18 protein-coding genes are annotated in these 18,577 nt (G+C 59.1%); 14 read left to right on the top strand and 4 right to left on the bottom strand.

What is annotated here, in order from left to right:
* The first annotated feature begins 156 nt into the window (after positions 1 to 156).
* The 5 genes from LOY56_RS19910 to LOY56_RS19890 all read left to right on the top strand — a co-directional run bounded on the left by LOY56_RS19910 (position 157) and on the right by LOY56_RS19890 (position 5,629).
* A complete protein-coding gene (locus tag LOY56_RS19910) occupies positions 157 to 1,065 on the top strand; it encodes a carbohydrate ABC transporter permease (protein ID WP_007902369.1) in 909 nt (302 codons plus the stop codon).
* The gene (locus tag LOY56_RS19905; protein WP_258616721.1) at positions 1,058 to 1,903 is read left to right on the top strand and encodes a carbohydrate ABC transporter permease; all 846 of its coding nucleotides are present in this window, start codon (positions 1,058 to 1,060) and stop codon (positions 1,901 to 1,903) included. The genes LOY56_RS19910 and LOY56_RS19905 overlap by 8 nt, the downstream gene beginning before the upstream one ends.
* Before the next feature lie 3 nt (positions 1,904 to 1,906).
* Positions 1,907 to 3,067, top strand: a complete 1,161-nt coding sequence (locus LOY56_RS19900) for an ABC transporter ATP-binding protein (protein WP_258616720.1) — start codon at positions 1,907 to 1,909, stop codon at positions 3,065 to 3,067.
* 129 nt (positions 3,068 to 3,196) lie between these two features.
* Positions 3,197 to 4,543: a carbohydrate porin gene (locus tag LOY56_RS19895; RefSeq protein WP_258616719.1), complete on the top strand. Its 1,347-nt coding sequence runs from the start codon at positions 3,197 to 3,199 to the stop codon at positions 4,541 to 4,543.
* A gap of 231 nt (positions 4,544 to 4,774) precedes the next feature.
* On the top strand, positions 4,775 to 5,629 hold the full coding sequence (locus tag LOY56_RS19890; protein ID WP_258616717.1) for a D-hexose-6-phosphate mutarotase: 855 nt from the start codon (positions 4,775 to 4,777) through the stop codon (positions 5,627 to 5,629).
* Between the two features lie 40 nt (positions 5,630 to 5,669).
* Here LOY56_RS19890 and LOY56_RS19885 read toward each other — a convergent pair whose 3' ends face one another.
* The gene (locus LOY56_RS19885) at positions 5,670 to 6,530 is read right to left on the bottom strand and encodes a MurR/RpiR family transcriptional regulator (RefSeq protein ID WP_258622787.1); all 861 of its coding nucleotides are present in this window, start codon (positions 6,528 to 6,530) and stop codon (positions 5,670 to 5,672) included.
* A 228-nt stretch (positions 6,531 to 6,758) separates the two neighbouring features.
* Between LOY56_RS19885 and zwf the strand changes: the two genes are divergently transcribed.
* From zwf to LOY56_RS19865, 4 genes are all read left to right on the top strand, one after another.
* Positions 6,759 to 8,228 (top strand): glucose-6-phosphate dehydrogenase, encoded by a 1,470-nt coding sequence (gene zwf / locus LOY56_RS19880; protein WP_258616716.1) that lies wholly within the window; start codon positions 6,759 to 6,761, stop codon positions 8,226 to 8,228.
* On the top strand, positions 8,215 to 8,928 hold the full coding sequence (gene pgl / locus LOY56_RS19875; protein WP_258616715.1) for a 6-phosphogluconolactonase: 714 nt from the start codon (positions 8,215 to 8,217) through the stop codon (positions 8,926 to 8,928). Before zwf ends, pgl begins: the two co-directional genes overlap by 14 nt.
* A 17-nt stretch (positions 8,929 to 8,945) precedes the next feature.
* Positions 8,946 to 9,611, top strand: coding sequence for a bifunctional 4-hydroxy-2-oxoglutarate aldolase/2-dehydro-3-deoxy-phosphogluconate aldolase (locus LOY56_RS19870; RefSeq protein WP_258616714.1), 666 nt, complete (start codon positions 8,946 to 8,948; stop codon positions 9,609 to 9,611).
* A gap of 287 nt (positions 9,612 to 9,898) precedes the next feature.
* Entirely contained in the window at positions 9,899 to 10,624 is a 726-nt protein-coding gene (locus LOY56_RS19865) for an intradiol ring-cleavage dioxygenase (RefSeq protein ID WP_258616713.1), read from the top strand.
* 75 nt (positions 10,625 to 10,699) lie between these two features.
* On the opposite strand, the gene LOY56_RS19860 is transcribed toward LOY56_RS19865, so the two are convergent.
* The gene (locus LOY56_RS19860) at positions 10,700 to 10,936 is read right to left on the bottom strand and encodes a DUF3820 family protein (RefSeq protein WP_007949456.1); all 237 of its coding nucleotides are present in this window, start codon (positions 10,934 to 10,936) and stop codon (positions 10,700 to 10,702) included.
* A 204-nt stretch (positions 10,937 to 11,140) separates the two neighbouring features.
* On the opposite strand from LOY56_RS19860, the gene LOY56_RS19855 reads away from it, so the two are divergent.
* The 4 genes from LOY56_RS19855 to LOY56_RS19840 all read left to right on the top strand — a co-directional run bounded on the left by LOY56_RS19855 (position 11,141) and on the right by LOY56_RS19840 (position 14,823).
* A complete protein-coding gene (locus LOY56_RS19855; RefSeq protein WP_258616712.1) occupies positions 11,141 to 11,608 on the top strand; it encodes a PA2169 family four-helix-bundle protein in 468 nt (155 codons plus the stop codon).
* A 159-nt stretch (positions 11,609 to 11,767) separates the two neighbouring features.
* Positions 11,768 to 13,756 carry an FUSC family protein gene (locus LOY56_RS19850; RefSeq protein ID WP_258616711.1) on the top strand — a complete coding sequence of 663 codons (1,989 nt, stop codon included), beginning with the start codon at positions 11,768 to 11,770 and terminating at the stop codon, positions 13,754 to 13,756.
* Complete coding sequence (locus tag LOY56_RS19845; protein ID WP_258616710.1) at positions 13,743 to 13,949, top strand: DUF1656 domain-containing protein; 207 nt, start codon at positions 13,743 to 13,745, stop codon at positions 13,947 to 13,949. The genes LOY56_RS19850 and LOY56_RS19845 overlap by 14 nt, the downstream gene beginning before the upstream one ends.
* A gap of 10 nt (positions 13,950 to 13,959) precedes the next feature.
* Positions 13,960 to 14,823 (top strand): HlyD family secretion protein, encoded by an 864-nt coding sequence (locus LOY56_RS19840; protein WP_258616709.1) that lies wholly within the window; start codon positions 13,960 to 13,962, stop codon positions 14,821 to 14,823.
* Positions 14,824 to 15,021: 198 nt separating this feature from the next.
* Here LOY56_RS19840 and LOY56_RS19835 read toward each other — a convergent pair whose 3' ends face one another.
* Together LOY56_RS19835 and LOY56_RS19830 are read right to left on the bottom strand one after the other, a co-directional pair.
* Positions 15,022 to 15,492, bottom strand: coding sequence for a MaoC family dehydratase (locus LOY56_RS19835; protein ID WP_007934748.1), 471 nt, complete (start codon positions 15,490 to 15,492; stop codon positions 15,022 to 15,024).
* A gap of 43 nt (positions 15,493 to 15,535) precedes the next feature.
* A complete protein-coding gene (locus tag LOY56_RS19830) occupies positions 15,536 to 16,480 on the bottom strand; it encodes an alpha/beta hydrolase (protein ID WP_258616708.1) in 945 nt (314 codons plus the stop codon).
* Between the two features lie 270 nt (positions 16,481 to 16,750).
* On the opposite strand from LOY56_RS19830, the gene fadD2 reads away from it, so the two are divergent.
* Positions 16,751 to 18,439, top strand: coding sequence for a long-chain-fatty-acid--CoA ligase FadD2 (fadD2, locus tag LOY56_RS19825; RefSeq protein ID WP_258616706.1), 1,689 nt, complete (start codon positions 16,751 to 16,753; stop codon positions 18,437 to 18,439).
* Positions 18,440 to 18,577: the final 138 nt, after the last annotated feature.

Raw genomic sequence — 18,577 nt, 5'->3', positions numbered from 1 at the left:
GCCGCAGGCCTGGCCTGCGGCATCCATCGATGATCTGCCAACTGTAGGAGCCGGCTTGCCGGCGAAGGCGGTGTGCCTGACACACCGTGTCGTTAGGTTCGCCAGCAAGCCGGCTCCTACAGGTTTGATCTTCATTTCTTGCAATGGATTATCCCGATGAGCTCTGTGGCGGTTTTTAGCAAAGCCTCACCGTTCGACGCATTGCAGCGCTGGCTCCCCAAGCTGGTTTTGGCGCCTAGCATGCTGATCGTCCTGGTTGGTTTTTACGGTTACATCATCTGGACATTTGTTTTGTCCTTCACCAACTCCAGCTTCATGCCGAGCTACAAGTGGGTCGGCCTGCAGCAATACATCCGCTTGATGGACAACGATCGCTGGTGGGTCGCGAGCAAGAACCTCGCGGTGTTCGGCGGCATGTTCATCGGCATCAGCCTGGTATTGGGCGTGTTCCTCGCCGTGCTGCTGGATCAGCGCATTCGCAAGGAAGGCTTCATCCGCACCGTTTACCTGTACCCGATGGCGCTCTCGATGATCGTTACCGGTACCGCCTGGAAATGGCTGCTCAACCCAGGGCTGGGTCTGGACAAGATGCTGCGTGACTGGGGCTGGGAAGGCTTCCGTCTCGACTGGCTGGTGGATCAGGATCGCGTGGTGTATTGCCTGGTGATCGCCGCTGTATGGCAAGCTTCCGGGTTTGTGATGGCGATGTTCCTGGCCGGCCTGCGTGGCGTCGATCAATCGATTATCCGCGCGGCACAAGTCGACGGTGCGAGCTTGCCGACCATCTACTTGAAGATCGTATTGCCGAGCCTGCGCCCGGTGTTCTTCAGCGCTTTCATGATCCTGGCGCACATCGCGATCAAGAGCTTCGACCTGGTGGCGGCGATGACCGCGGGCGGTCCCGGTTACTCATCCGACCTGCCGGCGATGTTCATGTACTCCTTCACTTTCAGCCGTGGCCAGATGGGCATTGGTTCGGCGAGCGCCATGATGATGCTCGGCGCGATCCTGGCGATTCTGGTGCCGTACCTGTACTCCGAATTGCGAGGCAAACGCCATGAGTAATCAACTTGGCAAACCAGGTATCAGCTTCAGCCGCATCGCCATTTATGCAACCCTGTTGCTGGCCGCGGCGATCTATCTGGTCCCGCTGGTGGTGATGTTGCTGACCAGTTTCAAATCCCCGGAAGACATCCGCACCGGCAACCTGTTGAGCTGGCCGCAAGTGATTGACGGCATTGGCTGGATCAAGGCTTGGGACGTCGTGGGCGGCTACTTCTGGAACTCGGTAAAAATCACCGTGCCAGCGGTGTTGATCTCCACCTTCATCGGGGCCATGAACGGCTACGTGCTGTCGATGTGGCGCTTCCGTGGTTCGCAATTGTTCTTCGGCCTGCTGCTGTTCGGTTGCTTCCTGCCGTTCCAGACCGTTCTGCTGCCAGCCTCTTTCACTGTCGGCAAACTTGGCCTGGCCAACACCACCACGGGGCTGGTGCTGGTGCACATCGTCTACGGCCTGGCGTTCACCACGCTGTTCTTCCGCAACTACTACGTGAGCATTCCGGATGCGCTGGTCAAAGCTGCGCGGCTGGATGGCGCGGGCTTCTTCACGATTTTCTGGAAGATCCTGCTGCCGATGTCGATCCCGATCGTGATGGTCTGCCTGATCTGGCAGTTCACGCAAATCTGGAATGACTTCCTGTTCGGCGTGGTCTTCGCCAGTGGCGATGCCCAGCCGATTACCGTGGCCCTGAACAACCTGGTCAACACCAGCACCGGGGCCAAGGAATACAACGTTGATATGGCCGCCGCGATGATCGCCGGGCTGCCGACACTGCTGGTCTACATATTCGCTGGCAAGTATTTCCTGCGTGGGCTGACGTCCGGCGCGGTCAAGGGGTAGAACATGGCAACTCTCGAATTACGCAACGTCAACAAGACCTACGGTGCCGGTTTGCCGGACACCCTGAAAAACATCGAACTGAAGATCAATGACGGTGAGTTCCTGATCCTGGTCGGCCCATCGGGCTGCGGCAAATCCACGCTGATGAACTGCATCGCCGGACTTGAAAACATCAGCGGCGGCGCGATCCTGGTGGATGACGCCGACATCAGCGGCATGAGCCCGAAAGATCGCGACATCGCCATGGTGTTTCAGTCCTACGCGCTGTACCCGACGATGAGCGTGCGCGACAACATCGCGTTCGGTCTGAAGATTCGCAAAATGCCGGCCGCCGAAATCGACGAAGAAGTCGCTCGCGTGGCCAAGCTGTTGCAAATCGAACACCTGCTCAGCCGCAAGCCTGGCCAGCTCTCCGGTGGTCAGCAACAGCGCGTGGCGATGGGCCGGGCGCTGGCGCGGCGGCCGAAGATTTACCTGTTCGACGAACCGCTGTCCAACCTCGACGCCAAGCTGCGGGTCGAGATGCGCACCGAAATGAAACTGATGCATCAGCGCCTGAAAACCACCACGGTCTACGTGACCCACGACCAGATCGAAGCCATGACCCTGGGCGACAAAGTAGCGGTGATGAAGGACGGGATCATTCAGCAGTTTGGTACGCCGAAAGACATCTACAACAACCCGGCCAACCTGTTCGTGGCGAGCTTCATCGGTTCACCGCCGATGAACTTCATTCCCCTGCGTTTGCAGCGTAAGGAAGGTCGGTTGGTAGCGCTGCTCGACAGCGGTCAGGCGCGCTGCGAATTGCCGCTGGGCATGCAGGACGCCGGGCTCGAAGACCGCGAAGTGATCCTCGGCATGCGCCCGGAGCAGATCGTTCTGGCGGGCAGCGAGCCGAATGGTTTGCCGACCATTCGTGCCGAAGTGCAGGTCACCGAACCGACCGGTCCCGACACCCTGGTATTCGTCAATCTCAACGACACCAAAGTCTGCTGCCGTCTGGCACCAGACGTTGCGCCGGCCGTGGGCGAGACTCTGACCCTGCAATTCGATCCTTCGAAAGTGCTGTTGTTCGATGCCAAGACCGGTGAGCGCCTGGGGGTGGCCGGCCTGCCGAAAGCTGAAGCTCACAGCGCCAACGTAGCGCAGTTCAAAGGCAGATAAAGATCAAAAAATGTGGGAGCGAGCCTGTTCCCACAGGGGGAATTCGCGGCAGATGGGGACATCTGCCGCAATCGTTGTAAACCGCGTTAGATAAAAACAGTTAATAACAATAAAGACGAGGATGTAGGGATGAAGAAGAAGAACAACGCTCAGCTTATCTGCCAGTTGTCAGCCGTTGCGGCGATGATGCTGGCCGGTAGCGTGCACGCGGCTGACGCGTTCAGTGCCGACTCGCAGTGGATGACCGGGGATTGGGGCGGCGAGCGGACCAGGCTGATTGAGCAAGGTATCGACATCAAGGCCGACTACGTTGGTGAAGTGGGCGCCAACCTGCATGGCGGCTACAACGACGACAAGACGGCGCGTTACGCCGACCAGTTTGGCTTGGGCGTGGCGCTGGACCTGGAAAAGCTGTGGGGCTGGGATAACACCCAGGCCAAGATTCAGCTCACCAACCGTAACGGTCAGAACATATCCAATGACCGTGTCGGCGATCCGCGTGCCGGCACCTTGAGTTCCTCCCAGGAAGTCTACGGCCGTGGCCATATGGTCCGTTTGACCCAATTGTGGATCAAGCACCAGTTCCTCGACGGTAAACTGGACGTCAAGGCCGGTTACTTCGGCGAAGGCGAAGACTTCAACACCTTCCCTTGCGAGTTCCAGAACCTGGCGTTCTGCGGTTCACAAGCGGGTAACTGGGCGACCGGTATCTGGTACAACTGGCCGGTCATGCAGGCGGCGGTTCGCGTGAAGTACAACATCACGCCTGAGTTCTATGCGCAGATCGGCGCGTACAACCAGAACCCATCGCAACTGGAGCACGGTAACGGCTTCAAGCTCAGTGGCAGTGGTACCAAGGGCACCGTCTTGCCGGTCGAACTGGTCTGGTCGCCGAAGGTCAACAACCTGCCGGGCGAATACCGTGTCGGTTACTACAAGAGCACGGCCGATGCCGATGATGTCCGTAAAGATGACAGCGGCGATGATGCAGCGACCACCGGTAACGCCTATCGCAGCCACAACAGCAAGCACGGCTACTGGTTCGTCGCGCAGCAGCAACTCACGACCCATAATGGCGACGCTTCCCGCGGTCTGAACATCGCGGCCAACGCCACCTTCCATGACAAGGACACCAACTTCGTCGACAACTACCAGTCGTTGATGTTTGTGTACAAAGGCCCGTTTGATGCTCGTCCAAAAGACGACGTCGGGATCGGTTTCTCCCGTATCCATGTCAACGATGACGTGAAGAAAAACGCCGAGTTGGTCAACGCCGCCAATGGTGTCAGCGACTACGAAGATCCACTGTTCTCGCCGCTGCGCAGCACCGAGTACAACTACGAGATCAACTACGGCTTCCACGTTACCAACTGGCTGACGGTGCGTCCTAACCTGCAATACATCACTCATCCGGGGGGGGTGGATGAAGTTGATAACGCGCTGGTCGCCGGCCTGAAAATTCAGTCGGTGTTCTAACGTTGTTGCGATAAGCTCCTCTCTATGTGCGCATTTTTGCGGACGGCCATGGCTGTCCGCTTTTTTTTGGGGGCAGCACACCCCCTGGAAAGATCGTTCCCACGCTCTGCGTGGTAACGCCGCTCTGGACGCTCTGCGTCCATCGTATGTGACGCAGAGCGTCATGGGATGCATTCCCACGCAGAGCGTGGGAACGATCAGGTAGAAAAATGATTTTCAGGACCGTGGCACATGCTTGAGCATCCGCTACAACGCTTCTTCAAATCCTTACGCGAACGCCCGGTGTTTGCGTGGGAGCGCTATCAGATGCGCGACGTGCTGGTGATCGATCATCCGCTGTGTCAGGCGGTGTTCAGTCGTCAGGGCGCGCAGTTGCTGCACTTCCAGCCAAAGGGTCAGAAACCCTGGCTGTGGTGCGCAGCGAAGTGGCCCCATGTCGGCGCGATTCGCGGCGGTGTGCCGGTGTGCTGGCCGTGGTACGGCCGCCATCCAAGCGAAAACGCCTGGCCGTCCCATGGCTGGGCGCGTTTGCTCGACTGGAAACTGCTCGACAGTCGCAGTGATGACGAGGGCGTGCACCTGCACTGGCAGTTACAGCTGTGCGACTGGCAAGTGGACTTGCACGCGCACCTGGGTGAACGCATGGATTTGCGCCTGAGCACCGAGCATCAGGATGACATGCCGTGCCAGTTGAGCCAGGCGTTGCACGCCTATTGGCGTATTGGTGACGTGGCTGAGGTAGCGCTGTCTGGGCTTGACGGCGCACAGGGTTACGATCAGTTGAATCGCCAGGTTTGCCAGCAGGAAGGCGAGTTGCGGGTCGACGGCGGTTGTCAGCGCGTGTTCCAGCATGACGGCGAATTGCAGCTCAAGGACCACGCTTGGCAGCGGGAACTGTGCATCGACACCGGTGACCATGCGGACACGGTGGTCTGGCATCCGGGCTCGCGGCCATTGCTGGGCGTGAGCTGGACCGAGGTTTTAGAATTTGTCTGCGTGGAAGCGGCCAGCGGCGGGACCGAGAGCCTGTGCCTGCCGCCGGGAGAGCGGGCGCATTTGAGTTTGCAGGCGCGGGTGGGGGCGTGATGATCGTTCCCACGCTGAGCGTGGGAATGATCGGCGTGGCTTAATTAAACTCATCCCCAATCGGATACCGACTGGCATTCAGGCTTTCCTTGATCTTGCGCAAATGCGGCTGGAAATCCACGCCCCGGCGCAGGGTCATGCCGGTGGCGAGCACATCGAGCACGGTCAACTGAATGATCCGCGAGGTCATCGGCATGTAGATGTCAGTGTCTTCCGGCAGTGGAATGTTCAGGCTCAAGGTACTGGCCTTGGCCAGCGGCGAACCCTCGGCCGTCAGGCCCAGCACCGAGGCGCCGTTTTCCCGGGCAATGCGCGCCACTTCCACCAGTTCGCGGGTGCGGCCGGTGTAGGAAATGATCACGAATAACTCACCGGTATGGGCCACCGAAGCAATCATGCGCTGCATCAGCACGTCGGCATGGGCGGTCACCGCCAGGTTGAAACGGAAGAATTTGTGCTGCGCATCCAGCGCCACCGGAGCCGAAGCGCCGAGGCCGAAAAAGTGGATCTGCCGGGCCTGGATCAACAGGTCGACGGCGCGGCTGATCAGGTTCGGGTCCAAGGCCTGGCAGGCGCTGTCCAGGGACGCGATGGCGCTGCCGAAGATTTTTTGGGTATAGGCTTCCGGATTATCGTCGGCTTCCACCGCGCGGCTGACATACGCCGCGCCACTGGCCAGACTCTGGGCCAGCTGCAATTTCAGTTCCGGGTAGCCGCTGACGCCGAACGAGCGGCAGAAACGGTTGACCGTCGGCTCGCTGACCTTTGAGGCCTGGGCGAGGGCAGCGATACTGAACCGGGTGGCCTGCTGCGGGTTGAGCAGGATCACTTCGGCGACTTTGCGTTCAGCCTTGTTCAGGTCTTCAAGGCGATTCTGGATTTGTTCCAGTAAATTTCGCACGCGGTCCATTTCATGTTCCTTAGGTCAGCAGCGCAAATAAGCGTTCGGCTAATGCAAATTGGGCCTTTGATACGGCCCATAACGGTGGCCTATCCTACTGATGGCTCCGACTGACCACCACTCGGAATCTATATTTTGCGAAAATGTTGTGGTTATTACTACATTTTCCCTTGAGTGATGCCTTGAAAAAAGGTATTTGTAGCTTAACTTGATAAAAGAACAAACATCATGCCTTCGATTACGGTTGAACCGTGCACCTTTGCCTTGTTCGGCGCTCTCGGCGATCTGGCCCTGCGCAAGCTATTTCCTGCCCTTTATCAACTCGATGGCGCTGGCCTGCTTCATGAGGATACGCGCATTATCGGGTTGGCCCGTGAACCTGGCAGCGAGCAGCAGCATCTGGCGTTCATTGCCGCTGAGCTGCGCCGCTATGTCGGTGCCAAAGAGCTGGATGAGGCCGTGCTCGAGCGTTTCCTGGCCCGTTTGAGCTACCTGCACGTCGACTTCCTCAAGGCGGACGACTATGTCGCCTTGGCCGAACAGGCCGGCAGCGCCCACCGGGTGATTGCGTACTTCGCTACGCCGGCGGCAGTTTATGGCGCTATCTGCGAGAACCTGTCGAAGGTCGGCCTGAGCGAAAACACCCGCGTGGTGCTGGAAAAACCCATCGGCTCGGACCTGGAATCCTCGCGCAAGGTTAACGATGCCGTGGCGCAGTTCTTCCCGGAGAACCGCACCTACCGTATCGACCACTACCTGGGCAAAGAGACCGTACAAAACCTGATCGCTCTGCGTTTTGCCAACAGCCTGTTCGAAACCCAGTGGAACCAGAATTACATCTCCCACGTGGAAATCACCGTGGCCGAGCAGGTCGGGATCGAAGGCCGTTGGGGCTATTTCGACAAGGCCGGGCAGCTGCGGGACATGATCCAGAATCACCTGCTGCAGCTGCTCTGCCTGATCGCCATGGACCCGCCGGCCGACCTGTCCGCCGACAGCATTCGCGATGAGAAAGTCAAAGTCCTCAAGGCACTGGCGCCGATCAGCCCGGAAGGCCTGACCACTCAAGTGGTGCGCGGCCAGTACATTGCCGGCCACAGCGAAGGCAAATCGGTGCCCGGGTATCTGGAAGAGCCGAACTCCAACACCCAGAGCGACACCGAAACCTTCGTCGCCCTGCGTGCCGACATTCGCAACTGGCGCTGGGCCGGTGTGCCGTTTTACCTGCGCACCGGCAAGCGCATGCCGCAGAAACTGTCGCAGATCGTCATCCACTTCAAGGAACCGTCGCATTACATCTTCGCCCCCGAGCAGCGCTTGCAGATCAGCAACAAACTGATCATCCGCCTGCAACCGGACGAAGGCATTTCCTTGCGCGTGATGACTAAAGAACAAGGCCTGGACAAGGGCATGCAGCTGCGCAGCGGTCCGTTGCAGCTGAATTTTTCCGACACCTATCGCAGCGCGCGGATTCCCGACGCCTACGAGCGGTTGTTGCTGGAAGTGATGCGCGGCAATCAGAACTTGTTTGTCCGTAAAGATGAAATCGAAGCCGCGTGGAAGTGGTGTGACCAGTTGATCGCCGGGTGGAAAAAATCCGGTGATGCGCCCAAGCCTTACGCGGCCGGGTCCTGGGGGCCGATGAGCTCCATCGCACTGATTACGCGGGACGGGAGGTCGTGGTATGGCGATATCTGAATTGAAACTGCCTCAGGGCGTCAGCGCCCATGAGTTCAAAAGCCCAGTGCTGCTGGCCGAAGGCCTGGCATTGACGGTGGCCAAGCAACTGAGCGACGCGATTGCCGCACAAGGCGCCGCGACGCTGGTGGTATCGGGCGGACGCAGCCCGGTGGCATTTTTTCAGCACTTGGCCAAGCAGGCGCTGGACTGGTCGAAAGTGGTTGTCAGCCTGGCTGACGAGCGCTGGGTGCCGGTGGAACATGCCGACAGCAATGCCGGTCTGCTCAAGCGTTACCTGTTGCAAGGCCCGGCGGCCAAGGCTCAGTTCCTGAGCCTCTACAGTGCCACCGCCAACCTGGAACAGGCCGCCGAGCAGGCTGATCGTTTGCTCGCCGAATTGCCGCCGATCGACGTGCTGGTGCTCGGCATGGGTGACGACGGTCATACCGCGTCGCTGTTCCCCCACAGCCCGAACCTGGCCGAGGCCTTGAAAGTCGACGGCACCCGTCGTTGCTGGCCGATGCTGGCGCCGACCGTGCCCCGTCAACGCCTGACCATGAGTCGCGCGTTGCTGGCCTCGGCGAAGCACACTGTTCTATCGATTTCCGGTCAGTCCAAGCTGACTACCCTGAATGCCGCACTGGCCGGTGACGATGTCGCTGCCATGCCGATTCGGGCGTTTCTGAAACCTACGTTAGAGATTTACTGGTGCCCATGAACCAAGGATCAGCCGCTATGACAAACACATCCCCGACCGTTTCCATGGCGGACAAAGTTGCCCTGATCGACAGCCTCTGCGCCAAGGCGCGGATTCTGCCGGTGATCACCATCGCTCGTGAACAGGACGTGCTGCCATTGGCCGACGCCCTGGCGGCCGGTGGCCTGACGGCGCTGGAAGTGACCCTGCGTTCGCCGTTCGGTCTCAAGGCGATCCAGATCCTGCGCGAGCAGCGTCCGGAACTGGTGACCGGTGCCGGCACCGTGCTTGATCGCAGCATGCTGGCCGCTGCCGAAGCGGCCGGTTCACAATTCATCGTCACGCCGGGCATCACCCGTGACCTGCTTGAAGCCAGTGTCGACAGTCCGATCCCGCTGCTGCCGGGCATCAGCAATGCCTCCGGCATCATGGAAGGCTATAGCCTGGGTTATCGCCGCTTCAAGCTGTTCCCGGCGGAAGTCAGCGGCGGCGTCGCGGCCATCAAGGCATTGGGCGGCCCGTTTGGCGAAGTAAAATTCTGCCCGACCGGCGGCGTCAGCCCGGCCAATATCAAAAGCTACATGGCGTTGAAAAACGTGATGTGCGTGGGCGGTAGCTGGATGCTTGATCCCGAGTGGATCAAGAACGGCGACTGGGCCCGCATTCAGGAATGCACCGCCGAGGCATTGGCCCTGCTGGACTGATTCACTGGATTTTTACCAAACACTTCGTTGTGTGTTCTACGGCTTTACGGTGCACTTGGTCGGTGCACCGTTTTTTTTTTGCCTGAAATAAAATCTTGTAGGAGCGAGCGGTGCGGCGATCCGACTTGCCCGCGAAGGCGTCGTCATGTTCACCATTGTGGTTGACTGACACACCGCTTTCGCGAGCAAGCTTCGCTCCTACACAGGAAAAGATACGATACATAGTTACCGCATCTCGCCGTTCGTCCAGCGTTAACCTGCGTTCATCTTATGGAAGAGAGAGCGTCATGGACGACAACACTGCAATGACATCCCCACCACCGGTTTACCAACTGTCACCCGAGCAGATCGCCGGCCCGTATTTTCGAAACCCGAAACTGATCAGACGGAACATCAGCGAAGGCATGGATGGCGTTCCCCTTGTGCTGCGACTGACGATCGTCGATGCCATGACCGGGCAACCGGTCACGGGGGCGTTGGTCGATATCTGGCATTGCAACGCGCGGGGGGCGTATTCGGGCTGGAGCAAGGTCGACCCGGACAAGGAAGTCGACGTCAATGCCATCGGTTCGATCCCGCGTACTGATGACGATACCTATCTGCGTGGCGGGCAATTTACCGATCGCTGGGGTGTGGTGCGATTTACCACCATCTACCCGGGTTTTTATGCCGGCCGCGCCCTGCATATTCATGTGGCGGTACGAATCACGGCCGGCAACAACTACCTGGAAGAGCGGCATGTCGCCTGGGTCGGCCAGCTGTACTTTCCCGAGGTGGCCTCACGGGCGGTACTCAATGCCCGCGAGTACCGTGGGCGTGGCACCTGCGCGCTGAACAACGAGCAGGATGAGTTCTATCAGGGCATGGGGGGTGAAGCCTCGACCTTGAATGTCCATACCATTGCTCGAGACTCGAACGACGACGGCTTTTTCGGCCACATGACCATCGGTGTCGACACGTTTGCGGTGTCATCGCAAATCAAACCCGAGGATTTCGATAAGTACACCGTGTGACGTCAGCGCCCAAAAAAGGCTTCATCGCGGGAACGGGTGTTATCGGGCATGATCAACTCGGTAATGAAGGACGAATCAGTGGCGAGGGGCTGGTTTGCCATGTTTGGCGCGCAGGGGTTCGAGCAGCTCCGACAAGCCGTTGTGGTCGATCTCCTGCATCAAGGCCAGCAAACCGCCCAGTTCACCGTGAGGGAAACCTTCGCGAGCGAACCAGTTCAGGTACTGGCCGGGCAGGTCGGCGATGATGCGGCCCTTGTATTTGCCGAAGGGCATTTCGCGGGTAATCAGCAGTTCGAGCTTTTCGGGATTCATCATCAGTCGTCTTGATTCAAAACAGTCTGGAAAATACAGGCATTCTGCATGCAGGCCAAATGACAGATCATGCAAAAAAAGCGGATACAGATTTCGACTTGTAAGCCAACCGATTGAAATATAAGTAAAAAGACGTCAATTCAAAGCTGGCATGCAGGGTGCAACTACTAATTGCATCTTTCATCAACCGCAAGGAATTGAAAAATGACCGACATTAATAAAGACGCGATCTCTGTACTCAACGACCTGATTGAAACCAGTAAAGACGGTCAGGAAGGGTTCAAGACTTGCGCTGAAGACATCAAACAACCAGAACTCAAAAACCTGTTCATTCAGCGCTCCGCCGACTGCGCTGCTGCCGCTGCCGAACTGCAGGCTGCCGTGCGTTCCCTAGGGGGGGATCCGGAAACCTCCACCAGCGTCAGCGGCGATCTGCACCGTCGCTGGGTCGACGTGAAAGCGATGTTCACCGGCAAGGATGAAGAGGCGGTGCTGAACGAAGCCGAACGCGGTGAAGACCATGCGCTAAAGGCTTACAAGGAGGCGCTGGAAAAAATCAACAAGAACAATCTGGTGAGCATTCGTGACATGGTCGAGCGTCAGTACCACGGCGTACAACGCAACCATGATCAGGTGAAAGCCCTGCGTAACCAGGCTCGCGCACGCTCATAAGCGTTCGTTATCTGTCAAAAAACGCCAGCCCGTCTGGCGTTTTTTTGTGGTTCGGGATTTAACGCTGGACGGGATATAGATAGCTAGCTAATAATTTGTTTTTCCAGTGAGCTCACTCAACGCGTCTATCGTTAAACCGTCCTTTCAAGAGTGTCTTACGTGCCTATCACTTTGCAGGCCTTGTTCGCGCTTGACCGCCGCGCCTTGCAGTTCGCGATCAAGACCTTGATTGGCGGTGGTCTGGCGCTGTGGCTGGCGTTGCGCTGGGGGCTGGAGCAACCGTCGTGGGCGTTGATGACGGCGTTTATCATTGCCCAGCCCTTGTCCGGGATGGTGGTGCAAAAGGGCTTGGCAAGGCTGTTGGGCACGCTGGTCGGGACGATCATGTCGGTGGTGTTCATGGGGCTGTTTGCTCAGACGCCCTGGTTGTTTTTGCTGGCGTTGGCGTTGTGGCTCGGGCTGTGTACGGCGAGTTCGACCTTGCTGCGCAGTGCCTGGTCCTATTCCTTCGTGTTGGCCGGTTACACGGTGGCAATCATCGCATTGCCGGCCATTAATCATCCGCTGACAGTATTTGATCAAGCCGTGGCTCGCTGCACGGAAATCTGCCTGGGCATTTTCTGCGCCACCGCCGCCAGTGCGTTGCTCTGGCCGTTGCGGGTTGAGCGGCAATTGGCGGATCAAGCCCAGGCGGCCTGGCAAAGCGGCATGAATGCCGCGCGCGCGACCCTGGCCGGCGACGGTCAGGCGCGTAAAGGCTTGCTGGAAATCCTCGGAAAAATCGTCGCGGTCGACGCCCAACGGGAGCATGCCTGGTTCGAAGGCAGTCTCGGTCGGCAACGAGCGCGGGCCATCAGCGGTTTGAGTCAGAAACTGTTGATGCTGTTGCGCATCGCCCGTTCGGTGCGCCGCCAATGGAATCAGTTGGAACCGCAGGAAGCTGAGCAACTGATGCCATGGATGACCGAGGTTCAGCAGACCCTTGGCGCTGGCGATACGGCCATGCTGCAAGCTTTGCGCCCGAGGGTGTTCGACGCCTCTCGCGATGCACACATCAGCTGCGCGCAAAGTTACTGCCTGGCCCGTTTCACCTTGCTGCTCGATACCGCCATGGCAACCTGTGCGGCATTGAAAGCGGTACAAGAGGGCAGTGAAACGGTCGATCCACCGAGAACCCTGACGCCGCATCGCGACCTGTCGTTGGCACTGGTCTTCGGCGCGCGCAGTGCGCTGGCGTTTCTGGTGGTGGCGGGTTTCTGGCTGGCGACGGCATGGCCGGCGGCGGCGGGTGCGTTGGTGTTGACGTGTGTGGTGTGCAGCCTGTTTGCCAGCCGCGAGAATGGGGCGCAAATCGGCATGAGCTTTCTGCGCGGTATTCTATTGGCGATTCCGTCGGCGTTCATCGTCGGGCAGATTCTGCTGCCACAATGGAGCGGGTTTACTTTGCTGTGCATGGGGATGGGCGCACCGCTGTTTTTCGGCGCACTGGGCATGGCCAAACCGCAGATCGGCGCCACGGCCACTTCATTCTGCTTGCACTTCATTGTGTTGATATCGCCGCTGAACAGGATGACGTTCGATGTCGCGAATTTTTTCAACAGTGCTCAGGCCATGCTGATTGGGGTGGGGGCCGCGGTGTTGGCGTTTCACTTGCTGATCTTGCGCAACCCGGCATGGCATGGCCGACGGTTGCTGGCGGCGACCCTCGCGGATCTGGTGCGCCTGACCCGACGCAATCTGCGCGGTGCTGAAAGTTGGTTCGGCGGACGCATGGCCGACCGATTGCTGCAACTGGCACAGCACTATCCCGAATTACCGGCGCCGGCGCGCAGCCGCTGGGACGACGGCTTGCTCGGTCTGGACATCGGCGATGAGTTGCTGCATTTGCGCTTGAGCCTGGCGGCCGCCGAACTGCCGGTCAGTGCGGCCCCGCGGCGTTATCTCGAGCATCTGGAAAAAGTCCTCGAACAAGGGCCGGCCGGCAGTCGCGCCGAGGCACTGGTACAACCGAGCGAAGCGTTGCTGAAAACCTTGTACGCGCTGCCACCCAGCGACGCGGTGAAACTTGCCCAGGGCGCGGTGCTGCAATTGCAAAGCAGCTGGCGTGCCTGGTGTCTTCAACAGGAGCAAAGCCATGGGCTTGCGTGAGTGGTCGGCAGGCGGTGTGCTGCTCAGTCCGTTTCTGATTGATGTGCTGCTGGCATTGCTGGTCACCGCAGCGTTGCGCATGCTGTTGCGCCTGACCCCGGCCGGCCGCTGGATCTGGCACGAAGCATTATTTGATTGCGCCTCGTACGTCTGTGTATTGACCCTGATCACCGTCGTCCTCGGGCCTTTGTAAGGAGTTGAATATGCGTACACCCGTACGTATTGCGGTCACCCTGAGCCTGACGGCGCTGGCGATGTTTGCCGGTTTCCATCTGTGGCAGTACTACATGCTGACGCCCTGGACCCGCGACGCACGGATCCGCGCCGACGTGGTGGTCATCGCCCCCGACGTGTCTGGCTGGGTGCATGAGCTCAAGGCTTTCGATAACCAACAGGTCAAGGCTGGTGATCTGTTACTGAGCATCGACCGCGATCGTTTCGAAGCCGCGCTGGAAAAGGCTCAAGCGGTGGTGCAGACCCGTCAGCAGCAACTCAGCCTGCGTGAACATGAAGCCAGCCGCCGCGCCAGTCTCGGGCCGCAGGCGATCAGTGCCGAACTGCGCGAGAACGCGCAAATCAATGCCGGCATCGCCCGGGGCGAACTGCGTGAAGCTCAGGCCGAAGCCAAGGTCGCGCAACTCAACCTGGCCCGCAGTGAGGTCCATGCACCTCGCAGCGGTCATGTCACTAACCTGCGTCTGGCTCAGGGTAATTACGTGAATGCCGGGCAACCGGTGATGGCATTGATCGATGATTCGACCTTTTATGTTCAGGCGTATTTCGAAGAAACCAAACTGCCGCGAATTCGCGTCGGCGATCCAGTCAAGGTCTGGCTGATGAGCGCGGGAGAGGCGTTGCAGGGGCACGTTGAAAGTATCAGTCGCGGCATCACGGATCGCAACACCACGCCCGATGGGCAATTGCTGGCAGAGGTGGAACCGACGTTTAACTGGGTGCGCCTGGCGCAGCGGATTCCGGTGCGGATCAAACTCGACAAGTTGCCTGAAGGGCTCAGTTTGAGTGCGGGGATGACGGCGAGTGTGCAGGTGCAGGAGGAAGAGCGATAACGCCGCATTCGCTGTGGCAAGGAGGCTTGTCTGTGGCGAGGGAGCTTGCTCCCGTTCGACTGCGAAGCAGTCGTAAAATAGCTGCCACCGCACCTGATCAGGTGAGTCGAGGGGCCCGATTTTGGGGCGCTTCGCACCCCAGCGGGAGCAAGCTCCCTCGCCACAGGAAGCCCATCCTGGCCACAGATGAGCGGTGAATCAGCCGATACTGATCGCCGGCAACGTCGGCAATGTCACGGTCTGTTGCTTGCGCGGCGCCAGAATCTCCGCCTCGCCATCCACCACCAACTCATCGCGTTGATTGAATACCCGCGTGGCGATACGCACACGAAACTTCGGCAGTTTCTCGAGAATTTCCAGGCGCACCGTCAGCGTGTCGCCAATCTTCACCGGCTTCTGAAAACTCATCGTCTGACCGATATAAATAGTCCCCGGCCCAGGCAACTCGCAAGCCACCGCCGCGCTGATCAACGCACCGCTGAACATGCCGTGGGCGATACGCTCCTTGAACATGCTGGCGGCGGCGAATTCGGCGTCCAGGTGCACCGGGTTGTGATCGCCGGACATCGCGGCGAACAACTGAATGTCTCGCTCTTCAACGGTCTTGCTGTAGCTGGCGGTCTGGCCGATTTCGAGGGCTTCGTAAGGGGTGTTGGTAACCTGGGTCATTTGTCTCGATTCCTGTGACGAATTAAAAAAATCCACAAAAAAACTATTCGGTTCTGGGTGGCCGGCGAGCGCTCAAGGCTTGGGCGATCCAGTTCAGCACGTCGGCCGTCACTTCGTCGCGGTTGCTCTCGTTGAACAGTTCATGCCGGGCCTGCGGGTAAATAGTCAGCTGCAGGCTCTGGCAACCAGCGTCGCGCAGCGCATGGGCCAGATCTTTCAGACGTTTGCCTTCGCTCACCGGATCACATTCGCCGCCGATCACCAGCAACGGCAGGCCCGGATCGATCTGGGCGAGATTGGACGCTTTGCTGATTTGCTGCAAGCCGCCGAGCAAATCGATCCACAGTTGATTGGTGCAGCGAAAGCCGCAGAGCGGGTCATTGGCGTATTTGTCGACTTCGGCCGGGTCGCGGCTCAGCCAGTCGAACGGCGTGCGCGCCGGTTTGAATTTCTTGTTGAATGAGCCGAACGACAGCCACTCGATCAGCTTGCTACGCCCCTTGGGGCCCTGGCGCAGGCGTTCCAGGCGAGCAATCTGTCGCGCTGCGCGATAGAGCGCCACGGGCTGGAAGTTCGAGCCGCTGAGAATCGCCCCGTGCAGGCTGGCGCTGTGGTGCAGCAAATAAGCCTGGGCGATGTAGCTGCCCATGCTGTGGCCCAGCAACACGATCGGCACGCCGGGATGCTGTTGGCCGATGTGTTGGTTAAGGCTGGCCAGGTCGCCGACCACTTTGCACCAGCCATCATCGTCGGCGAAATGGCCCAAGGTACCGTTTTCGGCCGTTTTGCCATGTCCACGCAGGTCCGGCGCATAAACGCCGTAATCCTGATCACAGCAGGCTTGCGCCAGACGGGCGTAGCGACCGCTATGTTCTGCCATGCCGTGGGCCAGCAGGATCACCGCCTTGAGCGGTGCGGCCGGCAGCCACTGATTGACAAAGAGGCGGCTGCGGTCACTCGCGGTCAGCCAGAAAGTGTCATGGATCATGGCGATTCCTTTGCGTTGGACTGCATGAGGCTGTTGGATGGAAAACAGCCCCGCTGCATTGTATAGCGCATCCGTCGTCTACCGTCTGATCAGGCCACGGCGGGGCAGCAAGATTCACGCGATCTATGACGCCCGTGCGCATATTTGCCTGATTCACCATAGCTGCTAGTGTCCGGGAAGCACCGTTTTTCGCTTTCCGCTTTTTGAGCTATGAGAGAGAAAGGACAGAAAAGCGGCCCCGGATAGGCTCAGGTAAAGAGGACAAGAATAATGCAACCTGATTTCTGGAATGACAAACGCCCGGCCGGCGTGCCCCTGGATATTGACCTTGGGGCCTATAAGTCGGTGATCGAGGTGTTCGAGCGTTCCTGCAAGAAATTTGCTGATCGCCCGGCATTCAGCAACATGGGCGTGACCCTGACCTACGCCGAACTGGAGCGCTACAGCGCCGCGTTCGCCGGTTTCCTGCAAGCCCATACCGACCTGGTGCCGGGGGATCGCATTGCGGTGCAGATGCCCAATGTCCTGCATTACCCGATTGCCGTGTTCGGTGCCTTGCGCGCCGGGCTGATCGTGGTCAACACCAACCCGTTGTACACTGCGCGGGAGATGCGTCATCAGTTCAAGGACTCCGGAGCCCGGGCGCTGGTCTACCTGAACGTGTTCGGGCAGAAGGTCCAGGAAGTGCTGCCCGACACCGACATCCAGTACCTGATCGAAGCGAAAATGGGCGACCTGATGCCCACCGCCAAGGGCTGGCTGGTCAATACCGTGGTCGCAAAGGTCAAGAAAATGGTCCCGGCCTATTCGTTGCCGCAGGCCATGTCCTTCAAGAGCGCGCTGCGTCTGGGCCGGGGCCTGGGCATTAAACCGCTGAACGTCGGCCTTGATGACATCGCCGTGCTGCAATACACCGGCGGCACCACCGGGCTGGCCAAGGGCGCCATGCTGACCCACGGCAACCTGGTGGCGAACATGCAGCAGGCGCGAGCGTGCATGGGGCAATTCGACGCCAGCGGTCAGCCGTTGTTGCGTGAAGGCCAGGAAGTGATGATTGCGCCGCTGCCGCTTTACCACATCTATGCCTTCACGGCGAACTGCATGTGCATGATGGTCACCGGCAACCACAACGTGCTGATCACCAATCCACGGGACATTGGCGCCTTCATCAAGGAGTTGAAAAACTGGCGATTCACGCTGCTCTTGGGTCTCAACACACTGTTCGTCGCGCTGATGGAGCACCCCGATTTCAAGACCCTGGATTTCTCCAGTTTTAAACTCACCAACTCCGGTGGCACGGCGCTGGTAAAGGCCACGGCCGAGCGCTGGGAGCAGCTCACCGGTTGCCGGATCACCGAAGGTTACGGCCTGACCGAAACCTCGCCAGTGGCCTGCACCAACCCTTACGGAGACAAGTCGCGCATCGGCACGGTCGGTCTGCCGGTGCCGGGCACGACGCTCAAGATCATCAACGATGAGGGCGTCGAGCAGCCGCTGGGCGAGCGTGGCGAACTGTGCATCAAGGGCCCGCAGATCATGAAGGGCTACTGGCAGAAACCCGAAGCCACCGCCGAAGTGCTGGATGCCGACGGTTGGTTCAAGTCCGGCGACATTGCGGTGATCGACCCGGACGGTTTCGTGCGCATTGTCGATCGCAAGAAAGACATGATCATCGTCTCGGGCTTCAACGTGTACCCGAACGAGATCGAAGACGTGGTGATGGCCCACCCGAAAGTCGCCAACTGCGCGGTGATCGGCGTGCCGGATGAGCGTTCGGGGGAGGCGGTGAAGTTGTTTGTGGTGGCCCGCGAGTCGGGGGTCAGTCTTGAAGAGCTGAAGGCGTACTGCAAGGAAAATTTCACGGCGTACAAAGTACCCAAGCACATCGTCTTGCGTGAGTCGTTGCCGATGACGCCGGTGGGCAAGATCCTGCGGCGGGAACTGCGTGAGATCGCCTAAACGGTCGTAGACCGAGGTGGTGCCAAAAGATCGTCCGAAGGCTCGGGCCGCGTTCGGACGATCTTTTGCTTTGAAGGCCCATATTACGAGGCTTCCAGGGCTGTATAGGATTTTTGCTCTAAAATGACTGCTTGCTAG

The sequence above is a fragment of the Pseudomonas sp. B21-048 genome (assembly GCF_024748615.1).
Lineage (GTDB): Bacteria > Pseudomonadota > Gammaproteobacteria > Pseudomonadales > Pseudomonadaceae > Aquipseudomonas.
Note: the sequence above shows the minus strand (reverse complement) of the source record. Positions and strands in the feature narration are given on the sequence as shown.

Bases quoted from the DNA above. Each gene is read 5' to 3' on its own strand.
- LOY56_RS19910 (WP_007902369.1), top strand. From the start codon at position 157: ATGAGCTCTGTGGCGGTTTTTAGCAAAGCCTCACCGTTCGACGCATTG.
- LOY56_RS19905 (WP_258616721.1), top strand. From the start codon at position 1,058: ATGAGTAATCAACTTGGCAAACCAGGTATCAGCTTCAGCCGCATCGCC.
- LOY56_RS19900 (WP_258616720.1), top strand. From the start codon at position 1,907: ATGGCAACTCTCGAATTACGCAACGTCAACAAGACCTACGGTGCCGGT.
- LOY56_RS19895 (WP_258616719.1), top strand. From the start codon at position 3,197: ATGAAGAAGAAGAACAACGCTCAGCTTATCTGCCAGTTGTCAGCCGTT.
- LOY56_RS19890 (WP_258616717.1), top strand. From the start codon at position 4,775: ATGCTTGAGCATCCGCTACAACGCTTCTTCAAATCCTTACGCGAACGC.
- zwf (WP_258616716.1), top strand. From the start codon at position 6,759: ATGCCTTCGATTACGGTTGAACCGTGCACCTTTGCCTTGTTCGGCGCT.
- pgl (WP_258616715.1), top strand. From the start codon at position 8,215: ATGGCGATATCTGAATTGAAACTGCCTCAGGGCGTCAGCGCCCATGAG.
- LOY56_RS19870 (WP_258616714.1), top strand. From the start codon at position 8,946: ATGACAAACACATCCCCGACCGTTTCCATGGCGGACAAAGTTGCCCTG.
- LOY56_RS19865 (WP_258616713.1), top strand. From the start codon at position 9,899: ATGGACGACAACACTGCAATGACATCCCCACCACCGGTTTACCAACTG.
- LOY56_RS19860 (WP_007949456.1), bottom strand. From the start codon at position 10,936: ATGAATCCCGAAAAGCTCGAACTGCTGATTACCCGCGAAATGCCCTTC.
- LOY56_RS19855 (WP_258616712.1), top strand. From the start codon at position 11,141: ATGACCGACATTAATAAAGACGCGATCTCTGTACTCAACGACCTGATT.
- LOY56_RS19845 (WP_258616710.1), top strand. From the start codon at position 13,743: ATGGGCTTGCGTGAGTGGTCGGCAGGCGGTGTGCTGCTCAGTCCGTTT.
- LOY56_RS19840 (WP_258616709.1), top strand. From the start codon at position 13,960: ATGCGTACACCCGTACGTATTGCGGTCACCCTGAGCCTGACGGCGCTG.
- LOY56_RS19835 (WP_007934748.1), bottom strand. From the start codon at position 15,492: ATGACCCAGGTTACCAACACCCCTTACGAAGCCCTCGAAATCGGCCAG.
- LOY56_RS19830 (WP_258616708.1), bottom strand. From the start codon at position 16,480: ATGATCCATGACACTTTCTGGCTGACCGCGAGTGACCGCAGCCGCCTC.
- fadD2 (WP_258616706.1), top strand. From the start codon at position 16,751: ATGCAACCTGATTTCTGGAATGACAAACGCCCGGCCGGCGTGCCCCTG.